The organism is Parageobacillus sp. G301, from assembly GCF_030268025.1.
In the GTDB taxonomy this organism is placed as follows: domain Bacteria; phylum Bacillota; class Bacilli; order Bacillales; family Anoxybacillaceae; genus Parageobacillus_B; species Parageobacillus_B toebii.
On sequence record NZ_BSDB01000001.1, the window covers coordinates 876,743 to 899,684 of the forward strand.

At 42.9% G+C, this 22,942-nt stretch carries 18 protein-coding genes and 1 pseudogene; 11 read left to right on the forward strand and 8 right to left on the reverse strand.

What is annotated here, in order from left to right; translation table 11 throughout:
- Window positions 1-42 precede the first annotated feature (42 nt).
- Window positions 43-4,605: a glutamate synthase large subunit gene (gltB, locus tag QSJ37_RS04525; RefSeq protein WP_285754077.1), complete on the reverse strand. Its 4,563-nt coding sequence runs from the start codon at window positions 4,603-4,605 to the stop codon at window positions 43-45.
- Between the two features lie 124 nt (window positions 4,606-4,729).
- Between gltB and gltC the strand changes: the two genes are divergently transcribed.
- A complete protein-coding gene (gene gltC, locus QSJ37_RS04530) occupies window positions 4,730-5,632 on the forward strand; it encodes a glutamate biosynthesis transcriptional regulator GltC (protein WP_089096692.1) in 903 nt (300 codons plus the stop codon).
- Window positions 5,633-6,072: 440 nt separating this feature from the next.
- Here gltC and dhaM read toward each other — a convergent pair whose 3' ends face one another.
- From dhaM to dhaK, 3 genes are read right to left on the reverse strand one after another with little or no spacing between them, the layout of a single operon-like run.
- A complete protein-coding gene (dhaM, locus tag QSJ37_RS04535) occupies window positions 6,073-6,468 on the reverse strand; it encodes a dihydroxyacetone kinase phosphoryl donor subunit DhaM (RefSeq protein ID WP_143415763.1) in 396 nt (131 codons plus the stop codon).
- Window positions 6,469-6,482: 14 nt separating this feature from the next.
- Window positions 6,483-7,097, reverse strand: coding sequence for a dihydroxyacetone kinase subunit DhaL (gene dhaL / locus QSJ37_RS04540; RefSeq protein ID WP_285754080.1), 615 nt, complete (start codon window positions 7,095-7,097; stop codon window positions 6,483-6,485).
- A gap of 20 nt (window positions 7,098-7,117) precedes the next feature.
- On the reverse strand, window positions 7,118-8,113 hold the full coding sequence (gene dhaK / locus QSJ37_RS04545) for a dihydroxyacetone kinase subunit DhaK (protein ID WP_285754754.1): 996 nt from the start codon (window positions 8,111-8,113) through the stop codon (window positions 7,118-7,120).
- Window positions 8,114-8,161: 48 nt separating this feature from the next.
- Between dhaK and QSJ37_RS04550 the strand changes: the two genes are divergently transcribed.
- The 7 genes from QSJ37_RS04550 (at window position 8,162) to QSJ37_RS04580 (ending at window position 14,526) form a co-directional block, all read left to right on the forward strand.
- Window positions 8,162-8,452 (forward strand): hypothetical protein, encoded by a 291-nt coding sequence (locus QSJ37_RS04550; protein WP_285754082.1) that lies wholly within the window; start codon window positions 8,162-8,164, stop codon window positions 8,450-8,452.
- Window positions 8,453-8,633: 181 nt separating this feature from the next.
- Complete coding sequence (locus tag QSJ37_RS04555; RefSeq protein ID WP_285754084.1) at window positions 8,634-9,740, forward strand: sensor histidine kinase; 1,107 nt, start codon at window positions 8,634-8,636, stop codon at window positions 9,738-9,740.
- A complete protein-coding gene (locus tag QSJ37_RS04560) occupies window positions 9,733-10,365 on the forward strand; it encodes a response regulator transcription factor (RefSeq protein WP_285754087.1) in 633 nt (210 codons plus the stop codon). The genes QSJ37_RS04555 and QSJ37_RS04560 overlap by 8 nt, the downstream gene beginning before the upstream one ends.
- A 169-nt stretch (window positions 10,366-10,534) precedes the next feature.
- Window positions 10,535-11,470 (forward strand): ABC transporter ATP-binding protein, encoded by a 936-nt coding sequence (locus tag QSJ37_RS04565; protein ID WP_285754089.1) that lies wholly within the window; start codon window positions 10,535-10,537, stop codon window positions 11,468-11,470.
- 12 nt (window positions 11,471-11,482) lie between these two features.
- A complete protein-coding gene (locus QSJ37_RS04570) occupies window positions 11,483-12,751 on the forward strand; it encodes an ABC transporter permease (protein ID WP_285754091.1) in 1,269 nt (422 codons plus the stop codon).
- Window positions 12,748-13,860, forward strand: coding sequence for an ABC transporter permease (locus tag QSJ37_RS04575; protein ID WP_285754093.1), 1,113 nt, complete (start codon window positions 12,748-12,750; stop codon window positions 13,858-13,860). The genes QSJ37_RS04570 and QSJ37_RS04575 overlap by 4 nt, the downstream gene beginning before the upstream one ends.
- 249 nt (window positions 13,861-14,109) lie before the next feature.
- Complete coding sequence (locus QSJ37_RS04580) at window positions 14,110-14,526, forward strand: hypothetical protein (RefSeq protein ID WP_285754095.1); 417 nt, start codon at window positions 14,110-14,112, stop codon at window positions 14,524-14,526.
- A gap of 269 nt (window positions 14,527-14,795) precedes the next feature.
- Here QSJ37_RS04580 and QSJ37_RS04585 read toward each other — a convergent pair whose 3' ends face one another.
- Window positions 14,796-15,788 (reverse strand): NADPH:quinone oxidoreductase family protein, encoded by a 993-nt coding sequence (locus tag QSJ37_RS04585; RefSeq protein ID WP_285754097.1) that lies wholly within the window; start codon window positions 15,786-15,788, stop codon window positions 14,796-14,798.
- Between the two features lie 180 nt (window positions 15,789-15,968).
- Window positions 15,969-16,196, reverse strand: a pseudogene (locus QSJ37_RS04590) (amidase family protein); the annotation flags it as partial.
- 199 nt (window positions 16,197-16,395) lie between these two features.
- On the opposite strand from QSJ37_RS04590, the gene QSJ37_RS04595 reads away from it, so the two are divergent.
- Complete coding sequence (locus QSJ37_RS04595; RefSeq protein WP_285754100.1) at window positions 16,396-17,700, forward strand: acetamidase/formamidase family protein; 1,305 nt, start codon at window positions 16,396-16,398, stop codon at window positions 17,698-17,700.
- Between the two features lie 162 nt (window positions 17,701-17,862).
- Here QSJ37_RS04595 and QSJ37_RS04600 read toward each other — a convergent pair whose 3' ends face one another.
- The gene (locus QSJ37_RS04600; protein ID WP_285754102.1) at window positions 17,863-19,983 is read right to left on the reverse strand and encodes an SEC-C metal-binding domain-containing protein; all 2,121 of its coding nucleotides are present in this window, start codon (window positions 19,981-19,983) and stop codon (window positions 17,863-17,865) included.
- Window positions 19,984-20,271: 288 nt separating this feature from the next.
- On the opposite strand from QSJ37_RS04600, the gene QSJ37_RS04605 reads away from it, so the two are divergent.
- Together QSJ37_RS04605 and QSJ37_RS04610 are read left to right on the forward strand one after the other, a co-directional pair.
- Complete coding sequence (locus QSJ37_RS04605; protein WP_285754104.1) at window positions 20,272-20,562, forward strand: hypothetical protein; 291 nt, start codon at window positions 20,272-20,274, stop codon at window positions 20,560-20,562.
- 101 nt (window positions 20,563-20,663) lie between these two features.
- Complete coding sequence (locus tag QSJ37_RS04610; protein ID WP_285754106.1) at window positions 20,664-21,839, forward strand: RNA-guided endonuclease InsQ/TnpB family protein; 1,176 nt, start codon at window positions 20,664-20,666, stop codon at window positions 21,837-21,839.
- A gap of 430 nt (window positions 21,840-22,269) precedes the next feature.
- On the opposite strand, the gene QSJ37_RS04615 is transcribed toward QSJ37_RS04610, so the two are convergent.
- The gene (locus QSJ37_RS04615) at window positions 22,270-22,872 is read right to left on the reverse strand and encodes a Uma2 family endonuclease (protein ID WP_015863648.1); all 603 of its coding nucleotides are present in this window, start codon (window positions 22,870-22,872) and stop codon (window positions 22,270-22,272) included.
- Window positions 22,873-22,942 lie beyond the last annotated feature (70 nt).

Sequence of the window (22,942 nt, forward strand, 5' to 3'; positions counted from 1 at the left end):
TCACCCTCCTTTTTACGAAAAAACGAACGAGGAAGCGATCGCTTATTTAGCGACCGCTTGCAATGCGAATGATTCGTTTCCCGCAACTTTTTTTCGTTTGGCTACCGCTTCAAAAGCAGCCATCATCGCCTCATCTTGAGAAAGCCCGGATTGTTCCATCGCTTTAATGGTTTCGATCATCAATTTGTAGTTTCTCGGAATGACTTTCACAAATTTTCCGACATACTCATTCCAATGCGCCAAAATGTGAGAAGCTTTTATGCTTCCGGTATATTGATAATGTTTTGCAATCATTTGACGCACTTCATTGATCTCTTCTTCCTCTTCGAGACGTTCGAACAACACTAATTCTTTATTCGCAGTTCTTTGCCATTCGTTTTCATCATCGGATAGAACATAAGCGATTCCCCCGGACATTCCTGCGGCAAAGTTTTTCCCGACGGAACCAAGGATCACGACACGTCCTCCTGTCATATACTCACAGCCGTGATCGCCGACGCCTTCAACGACAGCGTTCACGCCGCTGTTCCGCACGCAGAACCGTTCGCCGGCGCGTCCGCGAATATATGCTTCTCCGCTCGTCGCCCCATAGAAAGCGACGTTGCCGATAATGACGTTATCCGCAGAAGCAAACTCCGCTTCTTCTGGCGGACGGACGATCACTTTTCCGCCGGAAAGGCCTTTTCCGACATAGTCGTTCGCATCGCCAACAAGCGTCATCGTCATTCCTTTTGGAACGAAAGCGGCAAAGCTTTGTCCGGCAGAGCCTGTGAAATGCAGTCGAATCGTATCTTCCGGAAGCCCTTCTTCTCCATATCGTTTCGATATTTCGCTTCCCGTAATCGCTCCGACGGTGCGATGAACATTTCGAATAGGAAGATGAAGCTCGACTTGTTCTTTTTTCTCTAACGCAGGTACTGCCGCTGGCAAAATTTCGTTATAATCCATCGTTTGTTCGATTTTATGCTGTTGCGGACGAGCAAATGTCCGTGGACCGTCTACTTGATAAAGTAAACGCGACAAATCCAAATGCTTCGCTTTCCAATGTTTTTTCGCACGCTCGCTCACTTTTAAGACATCGACTCTTCCGACCATTTCATCGATGGTGCGGAAACCGAGCTGTGCCATTATTTCACGCACTTCTTGGGCAACGAAATACATGAAGTTGATCACGTGTTCCGGTTTTCCCATAAACTTTTTGCGAAGCTCTGGATTTTGCGTTGCCACGCCAACCGGACATGTATCAAGATGGCATGCCCGCATCATCACACAGCCTAAAACAACAAGCGGGGCTGTCGCAAAACCAAATTCTTCAGCGCCGAACAATGCGGCCATCACAACATCGCGGCCAGTCATTAATTTTCCGTCTGTTTCAAGCACAACACGGTCACGCAAGCCATTTAACATTAACGTTTGGTGCGTTTCCGCAAGACCGAGCTCCCACGGAAGCCCAGCATGCTTAATGCTCGTTTTTGGCGACGCTCCTGTACCGCCGTCGTAACCGCTGATGACAATAACATCCGCATTTCCTTTCGCAACGCCGGCCGCAATCGTACCGACACCTGCTTTGGAAACAAGTTTCACGCTGATCCGTGCATCTCTATTGGCATTTTTCAAATCGTAAATAAGCTGCGCCAAATCTTCAATCGAATAAATATCGTGATGCGGAGGAGGAGAAATCAATTCTACTCCAGGCGTAGAGCCGCGCACTTTTCCGATCCACGGATACACTTTATTGGCAGGCAGCTGTCCGCCTTCGCCAGGTTTTGCCCCTTGCGCCATTTTGATTTGCAATTCATCGGCGTTGACTAAATAATGGCTTTTGACGCCAAAACGGCCGGAAGCGATTTGCTTAATCGCGCTTCTGCGCAAATCTCCATTTTCATCTGGCACATAACGGCTCGGATCTTCTCCACCCTCGCCGCTATTGCTTTTTCCTCCGATGCGGTTCATTGCGATAGCGAGAGCTTCATGCGCTTCTTTGCTTAATGAACCATAAGACATCGCACCTGTTTTAAAGCGGCGCACGATCGATTCAACCGGCTCGACTTCCTCAATCGGAATCGGCGTTCTCGTTTCATCAAATTCAAACAAATTTCGCAAAAAGGTCATGCGCTCTTCATTTGCCAATTTGGAATACTCTTTATAAAGCTGATAATCATTTTTCCGGCACGCCCATTGAAGCAGATGAATCGTTTTCGGATTGAACGCGTGATGTTCCCCGTTTCGTCTCCATTGCAGCTCGCTGCCTGGGTCTAATGTATCGTCTTTGTATGTCGTTTGGAATGCGGCTTCATGGCGCATTTTCGCTTCTTTAGCAATTTCCGCTAAACCGATGCCGCCGATTTGGGATGCCGTGCCTGTGAAATATTGTTCGATCACTTCTTCACCGATGCCGACCGCTTCAAAAATTTGCGCACCGCGGTAGCTTTGCACCGTCGAAATTCCCATTTTCGACATGACTTTGACAACGCCATCGGTAACCGCCTTTTTATATTTGTTCACAGCTTCATGATAGGAAAGCGAAATGACTCCGTTTTCCACAGCGCTGCGAATCGTCTCCAGCGCCAAATACGGATTTACCGCATCCGCGCCGTATCCGATTAAAGCGGCAAAATGATGCACTTCCCGCGCTTCGCCGCATTCGACAATAATGCTTACATTCGTGCGCGTTCCTTTTCGTACAAGATATTGATGAAGCGCACTTGCGGCAAGAAGCGTCGGAATGGCGACATGACGTTCGTCAACGCCTCGGTCAGACAATACAAGAAGCACCGCGCCGTTTTCCATCGCCTTTTCCGCTTTTTCAAACATTTCATCAAGCGCTTTTTGCAAGTCGTCGGTAAATAATGTCGGAATCGTCACACATTTAAACTCAGGATATGGGTTCGACTTTAACGCAGCAAGTTCTTCGTTCGAAAGAATCGGTGTATCCAAGCGAATACGGCGGGCGGCCGATGCATCCGGATGAAGAATATTTCCTTCTTTTCCAAGAAGCGTCATCGTCGATGTCACAATATATTCGCGAATCGCATCAATCGGCGGGTTGGTGACTTGCGCAAACAGCTGTTTAAAATAGTTAAACAAGCTTTGCGGACGGTCTGACAACACCGCAAGCGGCGCATCCATTCCCATCGCGCCTGTCGGGTCTTTTCCTTCTTTCACCATCGCGATGATCGTTTTTTCTACATCTTCATACGTATAGCCAAACGCTTTTTGCAATGTGACAAGATTTTTGACCGGCTCCGTATCTTCTGGAATATCCAAATCGTTTAACGTCATCATTTTTTCGTTCAACCATTTGCGGTACGGCTTTTCTTTAGCGATTTCTTCTTTAATTTCCTCATCAGAAATAATCCGGCCTTGCTCTAAATCGACTAAAAGCATTTTCCCTGGGCTTAAGCGATCCTTATATAGCACGTTATTTGGATCTACATCAATGACACCGACTTCCGATGAGAAAATAATATAGTCATCTTTTGTCACATAATAACGCGCTGGTCTTAAGCCGTTACGGTCTAAAATCGCGCCGATTTGTCTACCGTCCGTAAACGAAATCGCTGTTGGGCCGTCCCACGGTTCCATTAAGCAGCTATGGTATTCGTAAAACGCCTTTTTGTCATCATCCATTTCGTTGTCCCAGAACCATGGTTCCGGAATGAGCATCATCGCCGCATGAGCCAATTTTTTCCCGGCTAAGACGAAAAACTCAAACGCATTATCTAAAATGGATGAGTCACTGCCGTTCATATCTAAAATCGGCGTAATTTTTTGCAAATCCTCACCGAAAAGTTCAGATACAAATTGCTTTTCCCGCGCCATCATCCAATTGACGTTTCCTCTTAGCGTATTGATTTCGCCGTTATGAATTAAATAGCGGTTTGGATGCGCTCTTTCCCAGCTAGGGAATGTGTTTGTACTAAAGCGGGAGTGAACGAGGGCAAACGCCGATTGAAACCGTTCGTCCTGCAAATCGACGTAAAATTCATCTAATTGTTCCGGTGTAAGCAATCCTTTATATACAATCGTCCGGCTTGAGAGGCTGGCGAAATAACATTCATTATTTTGAACAAGCTTTTCCGCCTGTTTGCGAATGACATACAATTTTCGTTCAAATGCAAGCTCATCTTGAATATCGTCGCTTGCTGCGATAAACACTTGGCGGATAAACGGCTTGCTTTGTTTTGCGAGTTTTCCGAGTTTTTCGATATTTACAGGCACAGTGCGCCAGCCTAACAGCGTCTGTCCTTCTTTTTTGATGATTTTATTGATTTCTCTTTCATAATACAATCGTTTTTCCTCATCTTCCGGCAAAAAGACCATGCCGACGCCATAACGCCCTTTTGGCGGAAGCTTCATTTTTCCGCACGCCACTTGGAAATATTCGTGCGGAATTTGTACCATAATACCCGCGCCATCGCCTGTTTCTGGATCACTTCCTTGCCCGCCGCGATGTTCAAGCTGACGAAGCATATGAAGACCTTTTTTTATAATATCGTGGGACGGCTTTCCTTTTAAATGGGCGTAAAAGCCGATACCGCACGCATCATGCTCAAATTCAGGACGATAAAGCCCTTGCGCTTTCGGCAATCCGTAATGTTTCATCTTGCTTCCCTCCCGTTCCATTTGCTCTGTGTATATAATTGTAGTTTTCAAAAATAATATAAACAATATATAATTTAGATTAAATTAATCACATTTTGAGATTAATAGCAGGGAGGTGAGGAAAATGGAGCTAAGACAACTTCAATATTTTTTAGAAGTGGCCAAACGGGAGCACGTTTCCGAAGCGGCGGAAGCTCTTCATGTCGCACAATCCGCCATCAGCCGGCAAATTGCTAATTTAGAGGCCGAACTTGGCGTACAGTTATTTGAACGGGAAGGACGAAACGTAAAACTCACCCCGGTCGGCCGCCACTTTTTACCTCATGTGGAGACAGCGTTGAAAGCAATTGAATACGCCAAGCAGCAAATCGAAGAATACTTAGACCCAGAACGCGGAACGATCAGAATCGGCTTCCCAACGAGTCTAGCAAGCCATACGATGCCGATGGTCATCTCCGCTTTTAAAGAAGAGCATCCAAACGTGTCGTTTCATTTGCGGCAAGGAGCTTACAAATATTTAATCGAAGCGGTGAAAAAAAGAGAAATCGATTTGGCGTTTCTCGGACCTGTTCCAACTGGTGAACCAGGCATTAAAGGGGAGATTTTGTTTTCGGAAATGTTTGCCGCCCTTCTTCCAAGCAACCATCCGCTTGCCAAACGAGACAGCTTAGTACTAAATGAACTGCGCAACGAACCGTTTGTGACATTTCCTGAAGGGTACATTTTGCATCAAATTGTTCTCGATGCCTGCCAGCAAGCAGGATTTTCCCCGATCATCTCATCGGAAGGCGAAGATTTAGACGCAATTAAAGGTCTCGTCTCCGCGGGGATTGGCGTCACTCTTCTTCCGGAAAGCGCCTTTTATGAAACGGTGCCCCGCTTTGCGGTAAAAGTGCCAATCGAAATACCGCAAGTCAAACGAAACGTTGGCATTATCATCTCTGACCATCACGAACTGGCGCCGTCGGTCAAAGTGTTTTATCGGTTTGTGAAAGACTTTTTCGCCCAGTTGGAGCGGTATCAATAAAAAACATTGTCCAGCTTTTTTATAATAAAAGAAGGTGAACTTGATGACGAATGTTTACTTTTACCCAGATAATTATAGTAAGGAAGATTAGAGGAATATGGCTCGATAGTAAATATTGCAAAACAACTTCAAAATTACAAAGTAGTAGTTAAAGAATAGATATTTGAATACACATTAACTTATTTGAGTAACAAGTGTGCAAGTTTAATAAGAGAGAGAAAACCCTTCTAGATTGGGTTCCCCTTAATTTTATCCAATTTATCAACATTAACATTTAACAGAACCATCTGAAAAAGAAAATGTACCAACATCGGCAGCAGCAAAATTTTTTCGCGGTCAAGCAAATAAAATCCCCGGAAATCATTGTGATTCCGGGGATTTTCTATCAATATTTCCTCATGTTTTCGCTTTCCATTATTGCCATAGTTTGCTCATTCAGCCTATGAACGCGCCACTTTCACCATCTGTTTCGCCTGTTCGCACGCCCGGACGATTTCATCGAGCGATTTTCCCAATCCCGCTTCCACCGCGGCGATATACGCTCCTTCCACCAACGGAGCATCAGCAATGGCGATATGATCTGTTTTCTCGAGCATCTCGATCGCCAATTCCGCGTTCATCAAAGCGCTGCCAAGGTCAAACAGAATGACAACCCCTTTTTCCGAATAGACGGATTCAATCGCTTCTTTGATGCGGAAAGCGTTCGTCCCGATCTCCCCATCGTTTCCACCGGCAACTGCGATGTTGACATCAGGCTGGACTTGATTTAATAGTTTCTTTAAACCGCTTACAATTTCCTCGCTGTGCGAAATTAATACAAGGCTGACATACTTCATGAATGATCTCTCCTTTATCCCTCGAGCACTTCCGCTAAAGCGGCAAACAATAAATACGAAGAAGCGGAACCTGGATCGATGTGGCCAACCGACCGCTTTCCTAAATAAGCGGCACGACCTTTTTTCGCCTCGAGTTCTTTTGTATGTTCCATTTTTTCTTTCGCGAGAAGTGCTGCTTCTTTCGCTTGCATGCTTCCTTTCTCCCGCAAAAATTCCATGACCGGCTCCCATACGTCCACCATCGTTTTCTCGCTGACGTTTGCTTTTCCGCGCGCTTTGATTCCGTCTAACGCCGCCTCTAACGCTGCGATCAGCTCTTTATCATCCGCTTCCTTTTTTCCCGCGAGCGCAAGCGACATTTTCAAAAAAGCAGTGCCGTATAACGGTCCTGACGCTCCTCCGACTTTCGCGATTAGCGTCATGCTTACATCTTTGAAAAGCGAACCGAGGTCTTCGTAATTGGTAGAAGTAATTTTTTTAACTACTTCTTGAAATCCCCGCGCCATATTTAACCCATGGTCGCCGTCGCCGATCGCTTGATCGAGCTCCGTTAAATATTGTTTTTGTTGTTGAATGTGATCGTTTGCGATGCTCATCCATCGTTTTACCTGTGCTACGCCAAACGCCATGACAATTTCTCCTCTCACTCTTATTTTTTCAACGCAATCGTATCCGCAGGCGCATCTAGCAATTCGATCAAGGAATCATCCAATTTAAATAGCGATATGGAACAGCCGGCCATTTCCAGCGAGGTCATATATTCTCCAACAAATGTTTCATGGACGTGAATTTGTTTTTCCTTTAACATTTCTGATACTTTTTTATTCACAATATATAGCTCCATTAACGGTGTTGCGCCAAGTCCGTTAATCATCACTGCGACGCGATCGCCTTTTTCTAGTTTCATGTCATCGAAAATTTTGTCTAGCAGCGTTTCCGCAATTTCGTCCGCTGTTTTGATCGTTGTTTTTTCAATTCCCGGTTCGCCGTGAATGCCGATGCCGACTTCGATTTCATTTTCACTAAGTTCAAATCCAGGTTTTCCCGCTGCCGGCACGGTGCACGGAGTAAGCGCCATCCCCATGGAGCGAACATTTTGCACCACCTTTTTTGCCACCGCTTCGACTTCTTCAAGCGATGCGCCGCGTTCTGATAGTGCCCCTGCGATTTTATGAACGAACACCGTTCCCGCGATGCCGCGCCGTCCTGTCGTAAACGTGCTGTCTTCCACCGCTACGTCGTCATTTACAATGACTTTCGCAACACGAATTCCTTCTGCTTCCGCCAACTCCGCGGCCATTTCAAAATTCATCACGTCCCCCGTATAATTTTTGATAATAAGCAATACGCCTTTTCCGCTATCGACCGCTTTGATGGCCTCTAGCACTTGGTCAGGAGTCGGAGAGGTAAACACTTCCCCGCATACTGCCGCATCTAACATTCCTTTTCCGACATAGCCTGCATGCGCCGGCTCATGTCCGCTGCCGCCGCCGCTTACGATTCCGACTTTTCCTTTTACTGGAGCGTCATTTCTTACCATCACATTCGTACCCGGCAATCGTCTCACCCGATTTGGATAAGCCGCGACCATTCCTTCTAGCATATCGTTAACGACTTGGTTCGGATCGTTAATTAGTTTTTTCATCATTCTCTCCCCCTCATTAGTTTGGGTATTATCAAAGGTTGATATAGAATGATAATTCCAGTTTCTAAAATAAAAAACTTGTCACCCCATCGATCTTTAATGGAGGCAGCTCAGAGGGATGACAAGCTTGTTACCTCTATTAATAGCTTATTTTCTCAAAAATATCAAGATATTCCCATTTATCCACCTACTGGCTCATCGCCAAAAGATGCACTCGATTTTTACGTAAAAAAGTGCAGGAAATTTCGTTTTTTTTACCCTTATGCACAAATAAATGAAGTTGCTAAGTACATTTGTGGTGAAGAGCATAATTTTCATCTTTTTTACCACAACTTGTGATTAAGTGTTTGTTTTGTTTGCGATGTTTCAGATCCCTTTTTATAACCTCATAGCTATTTTCAACATACAATGTTACACGCTTTTTGTTACGGTCAAGCATATTTTACCTAAAAATCCATTGACATCCTTTTTTTTGCTCCAGTAAGTTAAAAATAAATTAAATATGCAGGATGGAGATGTTGTGAAACTGTTTATCTTTCGCTCGCTTATGTTTGCGGTTTTATGGATAGGGTACTTATATGAACATAGCCAACATTCAAATCAACCTACTCTTCTATGGTTGATTAGCTCACTTGCGATTTTAAGTTATTTTTTACTTTCTATTGTGAAAGAGCCGCTTGTCTTATATATAATCATTCATTTTTTGATTATAGCAGCTGAATTTTGTTATCCGCTTCCTAAAAATATGTATAGTCTTTTGTTATTTTTATACATTTATTTAGAAGCAATTTTTCAACTATCGATAAAAAAATTCCGCTTATTGACCATCATTACATTTCTGTGTTCAGCAGTGATCGTTATTGGCTTAAAAAGCGGAGAAATGGAATGGCTCATCGCTTTCATTCTTTTTTCGATTATCTCTGCTCTGTTAAACGAATATGTGTTGGAAAGAAAAGAGCAACGAGAGATTTATGAACAGTTATTAGGAGAATACCGGCGTTTAAAGCGTTTACATTATGAAACAGAACGGTCTACAAGACTCGAGGAACGAACAAGAATTGCCCGCGAAATTCACGATTCCGTAGGACATAAATTAACCGCCCTTCTTATGCAGCTAGAAATGTTGTCCATCAAAGAACCGAAACAAGAATATGAGCAATTAAAACGTTTAGTCCGCGATAGTTTGGAGGAAACAAGACAAGCCGTAAAAGCGTTAAAAACAGAAGAAAATGAAGGGATCGCCTCTGTGATTCAATTGATTCGAAAATTAGAATCGGAAAGCCATATTATGGTTCACTTTACGACGAAACAAGGGGTGCTATCTACGAAGATTTCCAATCAACTTAGTGTTGTGTTATATCGCGTCATTCAAGAAGCATTGACCAATGCAATGAGGCACGCCCATTCAAGAGAAGTATTTGTCGTATTAGGAAAATCAGCAGTAGGCGATGTTCATTTTTCTATTAAAAACCGTATTTTTGAGCCGAAACCTTTTCAAATGGGATTTGGTTTAACGAGCATGAAAGAACGTGTAGAGGAAGTCGGAGGAACTTTGCACATTTTCCAAACGAATGAGGAATTTATTGTCCAAGGAACGATTCCGGTAAAGGGGGATCATCGTGTTTAACATTTTGCTTGTAGAAGATCAAGCGCTTGTCAGACAAGGATTAAAAATGATGATTGAACAGGATCCGCAACTAAAAGTCGTTGCAGAAGCGGAAAATGGATTGGAAGCATTGCACGAAATGGAACAACATATTATCGATATCGTTATTATGGACATCCGCATGCCTGTGATGAACGGCTTGGAGGCAACAAGGAAAATGAAAGAACGATGGCCGAATGTCAAAATTTTAATTTTAACCACTTTCAATGATGATGAATATGCTGTCCAGGCATTGAAAGATGGGGCCAATGGCTTTTTATTGAAAACGGCTGAACAGCAAAAACTGATTCAAGCGATATATAGCTGTATGAAAGGTGGAATGACCATTCATGAGGATGTCGCGGCAAAAATGGTGCCAAAGCTATTGCAAAAATCGAAACAAGCCCATGTTGACATCCCTTTATCCCCTCGTGAACTCATGATTGCAAAATTAGTAGGAGAAGGAAAAACGAACAAAGAAATTGCAGCAGAGCTTCATTTATCCATCGGAACGGTAAAAAATCATATTACACAAATCCTCCAAAAACTTCAGCTGCGCGATCGCACCCAGCTTGCCATTTATGCCATTAAACATGATATCACCTAGTAAATATCGACCGAAACATACGGTCATTTTTTTATGGGCTTATGAACGCAAGAGCGGAATGAAAAATGACTAAAGTCATGTTTTTTATTTGAAGTAATGACTTGCGATAGTATGATTTTCCCAAGCAATGGCGTAACATGAAAATCAAAAAAGAAGAAGGAGAGAGAGAATGATATTAGAAGCGGTAGAATTAACGAAACAGTTTAAACAAACGAAAGCGGTGAATGGCGTTAACTTATTTTTAGAAAAAGGTGAAATCGTAGGATTATTAGGTCCAAACGGAGCTGGGAAATCCACAACGATTTCCATGATCTCTACTTTAATTCCACCTACAAGCGGAGATGTCCGCTTTAACAACGAGAGCGTCCTCAAAAACCCAACGAAATTAAGAAAGGTATTGGGAGTGGTTCCGCAGGAAATTGCTTTATACACTGAATTGTCCGCAAAAGAAAATTTATATTTTTTCGGAAGAATGTATCGCCTATCCGGAGCGAGCTTACAAAAGAAAGTCGATGAAATATTGGAACAAATCGGTTTGACTGAACGGCAAAACGATTTAGTGAAACATTTTTCTGGCGGAATGAAAAGAAGATTGAATATCGGAGTCGCGCTTTTACATGAACCGGAATTTATTATTATGGACGAACCGACTGTCGGCATTGACCCTCAGTCAAGAAATTATATTTTGGAAACGGTCAAACGATTAAATCAAGAAAAACAAATGACCGTTTTATATACGAGCCATTACATGGAAGAAGTCGAATTCTTATGTGACCGGATTTACATTATGGATAAAGGCAGCATTATCGCATCGGGTACGAAAGAAGAAATCAAAAATATTTTATCATCGGAAAATACCGTTCAAATAAAAGTAGAAAGGGTTCACGAGCCATTTATTGACGCGTTGCGCGCGGAACCAATCATTAACCGTGTAACCGTCCAAGATCGATCGATTACCATTTTAACTCCTAAAGAAGCAAATGTGTTCAATATGTTATTTAAGTTAGCAGAAAAGACTGACACCGTTTTAACTTCGGTGGAAATCCAAACCCCTACATTGGAAGATGTGTTCTTGCATCTAACCGGCCGAGCACTACGGGATTAAAGGAGGATCGCGATGATTGGACAATTTATAAAGAAGCAGCTCCTATTGTTTATTCGAAACCGGCATGAATTGCTTGTTCTTCTTGGAATGCCGTTTCTTTTAATTACGATATTAGGCTTAGCGCTCGGAAACATAATGAAGAATGACGCTCCTGCCTTTCGCGCAAAAGTCGCTCTCATTGAGAGAGGAAACGAACAAGCAGATTTACAAAAATTTGTTCATGATTTAGAAAATCTAGGCATACCACCTGAACAGAAGCAAATGATGACGAACGCAGCAAAACAAATGCTTCCCGTTGCTGCATTAAAAAACGATGTATTAGGTTCTAAAGAATTAAAACCATATATCACGCTAGTGACGGCAAAGCCATCTGAACTCGAAAAAATTAGGAAAGATAAAAGCTACACAGCGATGATCGAGATTCCTCAACAATTTACGTATTCGGTTCTACAAAGCGTCTTTCTAGGAAAAAAGCAACAACCAACGCTTTCCTTCTACACAAATGAGCAAAAGGAAGTCTCATCGAAAATAGTAGAAGATATAGTCACAACATTTCAAGAGCGCTACTCCACTTTTTCTGCTCTCGGAAAATCAGGCTTGCTAAACAGTTCATTTAGCATGCCCGCCGTCCATGTCCAAGGCAAAGTCGAAACGGTCACAAAGAGAGAACCTATTAATGCCGTTACTTATTATATGGTGGGAATGAGTGTCATGTTTGTCTTATATATTGCATCAAATATCGGTTCTTATGCATTTCAAGAAAAACAACTTCATGTGTTTAACCGAATATTGCTTGCCAATGTATCGAAATGGTCTTACATGATAGGGATTTTTATCTCATCTGTACTTCTTGCGTTTTTACAGCTAAGTTTGCTGTATGGGGTCACTTCGATCATCTATCACATTAGATGGCCTCATATTACTGCCTTTTTTGCAGTAACTCTTGCCCTATGTTTTGCTGTTGGAGGATTATCCGTTTTGTTAACATCCTTAAATTACCGATTGAATTCAGAACATATGTCAAACTTTTTTGCAAGTATCGTTGTTACCGTTTTTTCGCTTCTCGGAGGAAGTTTTTTTCCTTCGAACCAACTATCAGGCTGGATTCATACACTTGGAAATCTTACCCCTAACGGTTCAGGGATGACAGCGTATTTAAAAATACTTCAGGGGTATGGTTTGGCAGAAGTCACCGGTTCGATTTTGTATTTATGCTTATTTAGCATGACGATGATAATAGCAGCCGTATTCACCTTCCCAAAAAAGGGGGAATTATCATGAGTAGCATTTTAATAGCAAAACTTCGCCTTTTTCTTCGCAAACCATGGATGTTTATTATTATGACCGCCATTTGCGTTTTAATGGCTTTTATCATAGGAACAGCAAATCAAAGCAAAGTAAAAGTTCCTGTCTACAGCCATCTTCCTAAAAAGGAAACGAACGAAATATTTCGTGCTCTCCAACATTCTGATTTGTTTGACTTTGAACTGACGGATCAAAACGAAGTTCGCAAGCTTGTGAGTGAAGGAAAAGTCGAAGCGGGAGTAGAGCTAGAAAAAAATGATTTTCGTTTAATCATTTCATCAGAGACGGCAAATGTAAACTTTATTCGTCAATATGTTCAAAAAGTATATGTAGATCATATGCAAACGAAAGCCATCATCGAACATGCCTCTACGCATTCGAATATGCGCGCGGAAGAGGTCAAAAAGATACTAAACGAAGCAAAGGAACAGCCCCTTTTTACTTTTGAAAAGAAAAGTTTCCACGGAGAAAAACCGGTTATGATTGATAGTCAATTGCAGCCAATATTTGGATTCTCTTTATATTTTGTCATTTACACGATTGCTTTTAACGTTCTCCAAATCCTCGTCGAAAAAAGAGAACGAATATGGGATCGCATGATTCTTTCGCCGTTAAAAAAATGGGAAATATATACAAGTAATTTATTATATAGTTTTGTAGTCGGATATATTCAAGTGGCGCTCATATTCTCTGTCTTTCATTTTGGAATCGGCGTCGATTTTCATGGAAAATTCGCAGAAACACTTTTGTTATTAGTCCCTTATGTTTTCGCGCTTGTTGCGTTATCTATTTTTCTAACAGGACTTGTGAACAACGAGCAACAGTTTAGAGCGATTATTTCGATTGTATCGGTTAGCATGGCGATGATCGGCGGAGCGTACTGGCCTTTGGAAATCGTCTCCTCTAAAATTTTATTGGCTCTCTCTAAATTCGTCCCTGTTACTTACGGCATGGAACTCTTAAAAGGAGCAGCGGTTTATGGAAATTCCATCGGCGATTTATTATATCCAATCAGCATTTTATTTTTTATGGGAATCGTATTGATGGGGCTTGGCATTAATTTGGTAGAAAGAAGAAATGCGTAATTTACGCTTGAAAATTTAATAAAAACGAAAGAAGAGTGGTACAATGGCCGATTAAGTTCCGGAAATTGTGTAAAAAGAAAACAGCAAAAAGCGATTTTATTTTCCGGTGACCCAAGTTCACTAAACTGAGAGTGGAATTTTACACGATAATTAGGACTTGACCAACTTATAAAACAATTGTCGCTTACCATTTCTCATACTCCGCGTTATGGAGCATAGAACTTTTTAGGTTTTTGGGGGAGATAAGCAATGAGTAGCGAGTCGCGTCGTATGGCAGGTCTTTTACTAATTATTTTACCAACCGTTCTATATGGTGGAGTTAGCTTACTGCTGCTGTTAACAGACCCTGGATCCGGATATGTGGAGAATCCCCTCCGACAGGATTTATTTCGAGCCGGCCATGCCCATGCAGGTGTTTTATTGGTTTTATCATTAATTACCTTGAGGTATGTTGATGAAACGGGCTTATCTGATGGTTGGAAACGATTTATTCGCTCCAGTATACCGACGTCAGCTATATTCCTTCCAGCCGCATTTTTCTTTTCAGTGATTTCACCAAATGCGACAAAACCAAATGCTTTTATTTATTTGGCTTATGTCGGAGCGGTGTTACTGGCGACCGGTTTAATTGCGCTGGGGATCGGATTGTTAAAAAAGAAAAAATAATGCCTTTTCTTCCATGCTTATTACTGTAAGTGAGGAGCACTTTTCAGGGGAGCGTGTATCAGATGCAATGGATAAAGAAAGGGATACAACAACCGGTTGTTACACTCCTTTTGTTTATCGCTTTGAGTCTTGCCGGGGTTTTTTCTTATTTTGAACAGGTACGATGGTATTTCCCACATTCTAACAGGCCGATCACACGTTCAATCCAAAATAAAAAACCCTATGTCCGAATCCTCGGAATAGGGTTTTATAATTCGAATGGTTAACCATTATGATAGTTTTACCACCGTTCTTCCGCGTAGTTTGCCTTTTAAAATATTCGATAACGCCTCAGGAAGCTGTTCGAGAGTAACTTCCTGCGCAATCGATTCTAATAGTTTATCCGGTTTTAAATCGCTGGCCATTCGTTCCCAAATTTGCTTTCTTAACTCCATTGGGCAATAGACCGAATCAATGCCTAATAAACTTACACCGCGAAGAATAAATGGGAAAACGGTTGTTGGAACGTCCGTGCCGCCTGTCAGCCCGCTGACTGCCACGGCGCCATTATATTGGATGCGGCTTAAAACAGTCGCAAGTGTTCTCCCGCCGACAGGGTCCACCGCCGCTGCCCATTGTTGTTTATCTAACGGGCGGATCTTCTCGGCACATACATCTTCTCGGGAAAGAATTTCTTTCGCGCCAAGCTCGCGCAAATATTCATGCTCTGTTTCTTTGCCAGTGCTTGCGACCACTTCATAGCCCCGTTTTGCCAGCATCGAAACCGCCAAACTGCCGACACCGCCGGTTGCCCCGGTTACAAGCACTTTCCCTTTTTCCGGGGACAGGCCGTTTTCCTCCAAGCGGTGAATCGATAGTGCCGCCGTAAAGCCAGCTGTTCCTAAAGCCATTGCCTCTTTTAATGTCAATCCTTTTGGAAGCGGGACGAGCCAATCTCCAGGAATACGGGCGTATTCGCTGTATCCTCCGTAATGCGACACCCCAATTTCATAGCCAGTCGCAATGACTTCGTCTCCTTCTTTAAAACGTGGATCGCTCGAAGAAACGACAATACCAGCCAAATCAATCCCCGGGATAAACGGATACGTTTTCACAATTTTGCCATCGGGGATGCACGCCAATCCGTCTTTATAGTTGACGCTGGAATATTGGACCTTGATCAAGACATCCCCTTCTGGAAGGTCATCCATGGAAACAGTTTGTACATTGACGGTAAAATCTGTTTCGGTTTTATTTACTACTAACGCTTTGAATTCGCTCACAAGACATCCCCCTCAAAATTTTTCCATATTCTTGTCTTAACGATAACAAAATTATTCCTGCTGGTCAAAATATTTTTGTTGTCCAAGTCGTGTTGCATTACCCCTGCTTCACGTTATTCGGGGATATCCATCCATACATAAAAACCTCCCCTCTCCCATCGGAAAGGGAAGGCCGTTTTCTTACTGTTTAAGAGCAATCGGGTTTTGTTTTAACTCTGGATGCAGCTTTTCAAACACGTCGGCAATGTTTAATATTTTTCCTTCTTGGAAGGCCGGGCCGACTATTTGCATGCCTATAGGAAGACCTTGTGCAAAACCGCACGGTACCGTTACAGCTGGCAAGCCCGTCAAATTGAACGGACCAGTAAAACGAATAATATGGTCAAGAAAATTCACTTCTTTTCCATTTCCCCCCTTCTAAAATCGAATTATACAATATTATACGTAAAATTACCAATATTCATAATATTATATTTTTTATGATAATTACTGATTAGTCAATCTATTGAGTTATTTTTGGAATTATCAAGCTGTTTGTTTGAAATCGCTTTCTATTATCTCTTATAATTTGCATAGAAAATATTTATCATGAAGGGAATGGAAAGCGATGGAAGCGAAACAAACCGTATTTGTCAACGAGTTCACGAACGGAATTTTAGATCCTAACGGTGAAATGCTAGGTCCTGTGCAAGATGGCGGATATATTGTGGCCAATACGGCCCCTGGATGCTGGGGACCGATGATCACTCCTTGTATTCGCGGCGGCCATGAAGTCACAAAGCCTGTTTTCGTAGAAGGCGCAGAAGTGGGAGACGCGATCGCGATCAAAATTAAATCGATCCGCGTCACTTCCATTGCTACGTCCTCCGGAAATGATAAGCCGATGGAAGGAAGATTTGTAGGAGACCCATTTGTCGCCGTGAAATGTCCTGAATGCGGAACGATGTATCCAGAGACAAAAATAGAAGGAATAGGCCAAGAAGCAATTCGTTGCGCCAATTGCGGCGCGGACGTCACTCCATTTGTGTTTGCGAACGGTTATACGATGGCGTTTGATTCCAATAAAAAAGTCGGCATCACGCTGCATAAAGAAGCGGCAGAACATATCGCCCAACAAGGGCGCTATTACATGGCGACCCCTGACAACTCGGTGCAAAACCCGATCGTCACTTTTGCACCTCACGATTTAGTCGGAACTGTCGCCAGACTTCGACCTTTCCTTGGACAACTTGGCACAACGCCGGCACGGCCGTTTCCAGACTCGCACAACGCAGGGGACTTCGGGCAGTTTCTCGTTGATGCCCCGCATGAATACGGGATCACCAAAGAACAGCTTGAAGACCGCACAGACGGACATATGGATATTAATCGCGTGCGGGAAGGCGCCGTCTTGATCTGCCCTGTGAAAGTGCCGGGCGGCGGCGTTTATCTCGGTGACATGCACGCCATGCAAGGAGATGGGGAAATCGCGGGACATACAACAGATGTAGCTGGTATCGTCACGCTTCAAGTAAAAGTGATTAAAGGTTTAACGATTGAAGGTCCGATCCTTCTTCCTGTCGAAGAAGATCTTCCGTATTTAGCAAAGCCAATAACGAAAAAAGAAAAAGAAATTGCGCTTGACCTCGCGCAAACATGGGGCGTGAAAAAGCTAGAAGAATCCCTTCCGATTTCCTTTATCGGAACAGGCGCAAACTTGAATGAAGCGACGGAAAACGGATTACAAAGAGCGGCGAATGTGTTAGGCATTTCCGTCCCTGAAGTGATGAACCGCGCAACGATCACCGGCGCGATCGAAATCGGCAGACACCCAGGAGTCGTCACTGTCACATTCCTATGTCCTGTCCGTTATTTAGACAATATTGGCCTTACGACATTAATCCGAGATCAATATCGCGATAGTTTGGAATAACAATTTAAAACACGCACTCCCTATCAATCTCACATGAAAAGAGAGCCGCTCCATTCCAATTGCATCGACGGCTCTCTATTGATTGGAAAAAGACGGACAGTGCCTATCACTGTCCGTCAACCAACTAAGCAATCTTTTCTATTCTTGAAGCAAACTCCATTTTCAACTCAAATACTGCCCCGCCTCTTTTGGGAACACCCGTGACACATAGATGAATTTCCAACGGCCAGAATTTGCCGTTTTGACAATGTTTCCGCGAATGATCATCCCTGCTTTCGCATAAGAACGAACAAATGAAGTGACGGATATCGTATATTGCTTTCCGCTTTCTGCATGTTTACATCTCATCGTCGCAGCGGAAACATCGGTAATTTGAAACAGACCGCTTACTTGATGGTTCGCTAATGCGTTTTCAACTACATCTCTTTCTATTTCCTGTAACCAATAATGGTATTTTCTCGTTGTATACGGAACGTATAAATCAAGCAAACGAATCGCGTCATATATCTCTTCTTCCACCGTCTGGATGATGGATCGAACCGTTTTATCATGATTCGTTCCATATCGCGCGTCAATCCACTTTGCCAACGCTTTTACCGTGCTGAAAAACGACTTCGCTTGATTGATGCTCGCATCACCGTTCATTTCTAAATAATGATAAACGATGCATTGCTGCCAATGGTCTTTTGTGATGCTTGTCCATGACGAAAGACGAGACTGTAACAAATATTGGGCGACAATGGATAGCCCTGTTCCATATTTCGATACCGTTGCTTCTGATTTTCCTCTCGTTTTTTCGATAAAAAACTCCGCTATATCCTTTCCAAAGAAAGAATCCATCCATTCAAGCGGCATGTCATATTGATCATATTGTTCCATTTCGTCTGTTCGCTGCTTCTCCAGCAATCGCGTCATTCGTTTTTCCCCTAATGTGACAAATGGAGATAAAGGAAGATCAAACTCCCGGCGAATTGTATTAAAATCAACCGTAACCGGACATTCCAGCCGCTCGGCGTTCATAAAACTAATATACTCGCGTTCTTGCAGCCATCGCTCGACTTCTTCTTTTTTCCCTTGTTCTGCCATTTGCATCACGGTTTTCCCGTCCCATTCCTCTTGCGGAGTGTGCAATGACTGATAAATATCTAGCGTCTGATTCGCCAGTGCGCCAAAATAAAGCGGTACATTTTCTCCTAACTGCATCGCATAAGAGCGAAATTCGACGTTTTTCGGCGCGTCCAATTTGCGTACCGTTTTTTTGATAAAACGGGCAACAGATCCCGCTTTCTCCATCACTTTTATAAACGATTCCACCGCATCTGGCAAAAAAGTCACAAACTTTAGGTGGTGTTTATTGATTTCTATAAATCCTAACACTTCGCGCATATACACCGGACTTGAAGCTAGATTGTCCTCATATATATACTGTTTGCCTGCAAAACTTAACTTTGTTATTTTTCCTTTCTGTTCATCCACGATAACGACGTCTTGTTTTTCTAAAGAATGAACCAGCTTTTTTCCATCATCCACTTCATAATGCAATGTCACTTCATCAATTTTTGTCATTTCGCGATGCCGAAAATCATACGGATCCATTAATTCATTCACAATTTCTAAAAAGCAGGTCATCGCGATTTGTTCATATGATTGTCTCGTTTCTGACATCAATTCGTTGATCTTTGCATATGCGCGCTTGACTCCACGTGGTCCTTCAATAATTGCCACACCATGAACATAATAACCTTCGCCGAATGGCTCAAGCAGACAAAACGTTCCTCCCCACGGAATAGGCTTACTCATCGTTTCACAAAACGGCATATGAAACCGTTCGTGCGTAAACGCATCTTCCACCGTTATTCCATTGTCATCCATATCTACAATTTGAATAAGGCGTGGGACAAGTGATACCCATGTTTCAAGCAATCGCGCTTTCTCCGCCTTTAAACCAGTTTTTTTCTCTTGATAAAACCATTCGACTCCGCGCAATCCGTTGTCAAATCGATGGAAAAATAAATACCAAAGACGAAACAAAGGTCCAAACATATCACCATTTTGTGTTGAGTTTATTTTTTGATCGAACACTGTTTCCGCGCGCAGTTTTTCCGAAAAAGGCAACGACCGCTCTAAAAATTGGTAAATTTCTTCCGATAACTCATTTTTTAATTGAAAAAAGCGCTCCTCCCTCACTTTTCGGATTTCTACAACAGCATCCTTTTTCATACAACACTTTTTATACTTTTTCCCGCTTCCACAAGAGCAAGGATCGTTTCTTCCTACTTTCATTTCTTTTCTCCTTATCATCATTTTTAAAAAATAAGAAGCATCCATTAGTAAATAAGCAACAATCATATTATAACTGTTGAGACGTGTCTTTTAGACAAATAAAAAAATTTGAACTTTTCTTCTCCATAAAAGCAGACGCTCAAGAACATCATATCCAATGTCTTTTTTGCTGTCTACTTATAGGGGATAGTAACAAAAAGACAGATGCATTAGGCTTCTGCCCTACACCTTTTTGTCTTTTCTTGTCTATATGATCGGGTTATACTGTTTAGTGAGGAGGTGAATGACGTGGAACAACAAACGATGTTAAAAGAAATTTTAAAGGCGCTCGATCTGCATGCATCTGATTTTCGCTCGCAAATCGCTGCATTAGACAAAAAAGTCGAAGCATTAGACAAAAAGGTTGAAGCAATAGATAAAAAAGTCGAAGCGATGAATGGTGAATTTAGAAGAAAGTTTGTGGAAATAGACAAGCGGATACAAGAGATGGACGACCGGTTGGAAGGCAGAATCGATCGGCTGGAAAATGAAATGAACGAACGATTTAACATTTTTCCCGAGAAGTCTCCCTTCCTCTAAACGGAGTGAAGGAGGGAGAGGAATCGGGAAGTTTTTGATTCCCAAAAAACGAACATATGTGCTATAATAGAACCATCAAACAATGAAAGAAGGGAATGCTCATGCTTCGGGGCCAAAAAGTGTTCTTCCGTGCATCCAAAGCGGATTTGGACCGATTGTATGCCTGCAATCGCGAATCCGCCCGTGTTTGGAATGAATGCCTCCGCTTAGCCAAAGAACATTTTCTCCAACATGGGTGCTGGATTACCAAAAGCGAGCTGCAAAAACAAACGAAAAGAAAGTTCCATCTTCACAGCCAATCGATTCAAGCCGTCTGCCACAAATACCTCTTCGCAAGACAATCTGCTCACCACACAATCCAACAAGGACATCCTGCACGTTATCCCTATAAGAAAAAGAAGTACTTCCCAACGAAATGGGCGAAAGACGGTTTCAAGGTTTACGAAAACGGAAAAATCAAACTGTCGATGGGCATTCATCATGGAAAACGAGAAAAGCCAATTGTCGTGTATGCGTCGCGTCTGCCCAAGGGAACCATCAAAGAAATCGAATGCTGCTTCGATCATGGTCTTTATTTGGCTGTGACGTATGAAGATGGGCAAGAAACCAAAGATTATGAACCAGGGAAAGCCGTCGGAGTCGATCTTGGGGAAGTGCATACGATCGGAGCGTTTTGCGAAAACGGTCAAGCCCTCCTCATCACCGGAAGAAAAATACGCTCCCTTCACCGGCTGCGGAATAAAAAACTGGCGGAGATCCAGCGGCGCCAATCGAAATGCCAAAAAGGATCACGCCGTTGGAAAAAGTATGAGCGGGCGAAGCAATATGTGTTGTCGAAATCCGAAAGACAGCTGCGGGATGCGCTGCATAAAACAACGAAACAGTTTGTCGATTGGTGCTTAAAGCAGCCCGCCTCCGATGTGTATATCGGAAACGTCGACGGGGTTCAGCGGAACACGAGAAAGAAAAAGCGGACAAGCCGCAAACAAGCGCAAAAGCTCTCGAATTGGTCATTCGGGAAAGTAAAGCGGTATCTCGCTTATAAGCTGGCCCAACATGGCATTCGCTTGCATGAAATCGAGGAGTCGTATACGAGCCAGACATGTCCTGTCTGCCAAAAGAGAAAAAAAGCATCTTCCCGCCTGTTTGTGTGCCGGTGTGGTTATGAGGAGCATCGTGACGTTCACGGCGCGAGAAATATCTTAAGCAAGGCGCTGCATAACACCTTTGTGCATTGGAACGTACAAACGAAGCTGACGTATCTACGGATTGCGTAAGCAAGAAGTAGTAGAAGGGTTGGACCGCCCCATCGGTGTGATGCCGATGTTGCTTACTGGACCCATGAAGAAGGCTTCCGATGCATTCATCGAGTAGAAGGAGACCGCCTTCTTCTGCGCAGAAGCTTCTTTGGTGGAGATGGTAAGAAACTTCCACCTCTCTATGAAATGTAGGTGGGAGAGGTTCATCCGATTAGAAACAAAATCGACAACTTGCGCATCGAAATTATTGAAACACAAGAAACCGTCGATTTCCACTCAGCCAAAATCGCCCAACATGACCGAAAAATCCGCAAGCTCTCCCAGCAACAATAACCCCTCCAGCTATGTGGCTTCCGTATTCTTTCCACGTGAATTTGCCCCCATCACCGAACAGATGGGGGTGTTTGTTTCCATAATTCGCCTAAACATGTGCGCTTATACGTGTTTATTATAACCGTTGAAACACATCTTTTAGGCAAATCTTTAAGTCTGGATGCAGAAAAGAAACTAGCACATCTTGTTCTCCAAATACTTCCCTTTTTTCATATACTCCGTTATGCCATCCGTACACCTCGATAGTTCGATGCAGCGGGTCAACCATCCAGTATTCTTTTACTTCAAACCGTTGATATAATTTGTATTTTTCATTTCGGTCTTTTAACGCCGTACTCGGAGACAACACCTCTACGATTAAGTCAGGTGCGCCTACGCATCCCTTTTCTGTGATTTTCTCTCGATCACAAATAACGGAAATATCGGGCTGCACCACATTTTTCACAGATTTGTCATCAAGATTTGAAGCGAATATGACATCAAACGGTGCCATGACCACTATGCATCCTTGTTGTTGAAAATAATCCCGCAACGCCGCATAAAGCTCACCGATGATATATTGATGGGTAAACGAAGGAGAAGGAGCCATACTATATGGCACACCGTCAATCAATTCCCATTGTCCGTCCCATTTCAGATAATCTTCATACGTGTAGTTGTGATTTGGAAACTCTGGAGTTTTCACCGCGCCTTCACTCCATTTGCTTTTTGTTTCCATTATATCATGCCGCCAAATATTATTCTTGTTTCGTTTATAATCGGTGCATGCATGTATGATGACAATCGAA

Coding starts and splice junctions, on each gene's coding strand:
- gltB (WP_285754077.1), bottom strand. CDS start 4,605: ATGAAACATTACGGATTGCCGAAAGCGCAAGGGCTTTATCGTCCTGAA.
- gltC (WP_089096692.1), top strand. CDS start 4,730: ATGGAGCTAAGACAACTTCAATATTTTTTAGAAGTGGCCAAACGGGAG.
- dhaM (WP_143415763.1), bottom strand. CDS start 6,468: ATGAAGTATGTCAGCCTTGTATTAATTTCGCACAGCGAGGAAATTGTA.
- dhaL (WP_285754080.1), bottom strand. CDS start 7,097: ATGGCGTTTGGCGTAGCACAGGTAAAACGATGGATGAGCATCGCAAAC.
- dhaK (WP_285754754.1), bottom strand. CDS start 8,113: ATGAAAAAACTAATTAACGATCCGAACCAAGTCGTTAACGATATGCTA.
- QSJ37_RS04550 (WP_285754082.1), top strand. CDS start 8,162: ATGATAATTCCAGTTTCTAAAATAAAAAACTTGTCACCCCATCGATCT.
- QSJ37_RS04565 (WP_285754089.1), top strand. CDS start 10,535: ATGATATTAGAAGCGGTAGAATTAACGAAACAGTTTAAACAAACGAAA.
- QSJ37_RS04570 (WP_285754091.1), top strand. CDS start 11,483: ATGATTGGACAATTTATAAAGAAGCAGCTCCTATTGTTTATTCGAAAC.
- QSJ37_RS04575 (WP_285754093.1), top strand. CDS start 12,748: ATGAGTAGCATTTTAATAGCAAAACTTCGCCTTTTTCTTCGCAAACCA.
- QSJ37_RS04580 (WP_285754095.1), top strand. CDS start 14,110: ATGAGTAGCGAGTCGCGTCGTATGGCAGGTCTTTTACTAATTATTTTA.
- QSJ37_RS04595 (WP_285754100.1), top strand. CDS start 16,396: ATGGAAGCGAAACAAACCGTATTTGTCAACGAGTTCACGAACGGAATT.
- QSJ37_RS04600 (WP_285754102.1), bottom strand. CDS start 19,983: ATGAAAGTAGGAAGAAACGATCCTTGCTCTTGTGGAAGCGGGAAAAAG.
- QSJ37_RS04610 (WP_285754106.1), top strand. CDS start 20,664: ATGCTTCGGGGCCAAAAAGTGTTCTTCCGTGCATCCAAAGCGGATTTG.
- QSJ37_RS04615 (WP_015863648.1), bottom strand. CDS start 22,872: ATGGAAACAAAAAGCAAATGGAGTGAAGGCGCGGTGAAAACTCCAGAG.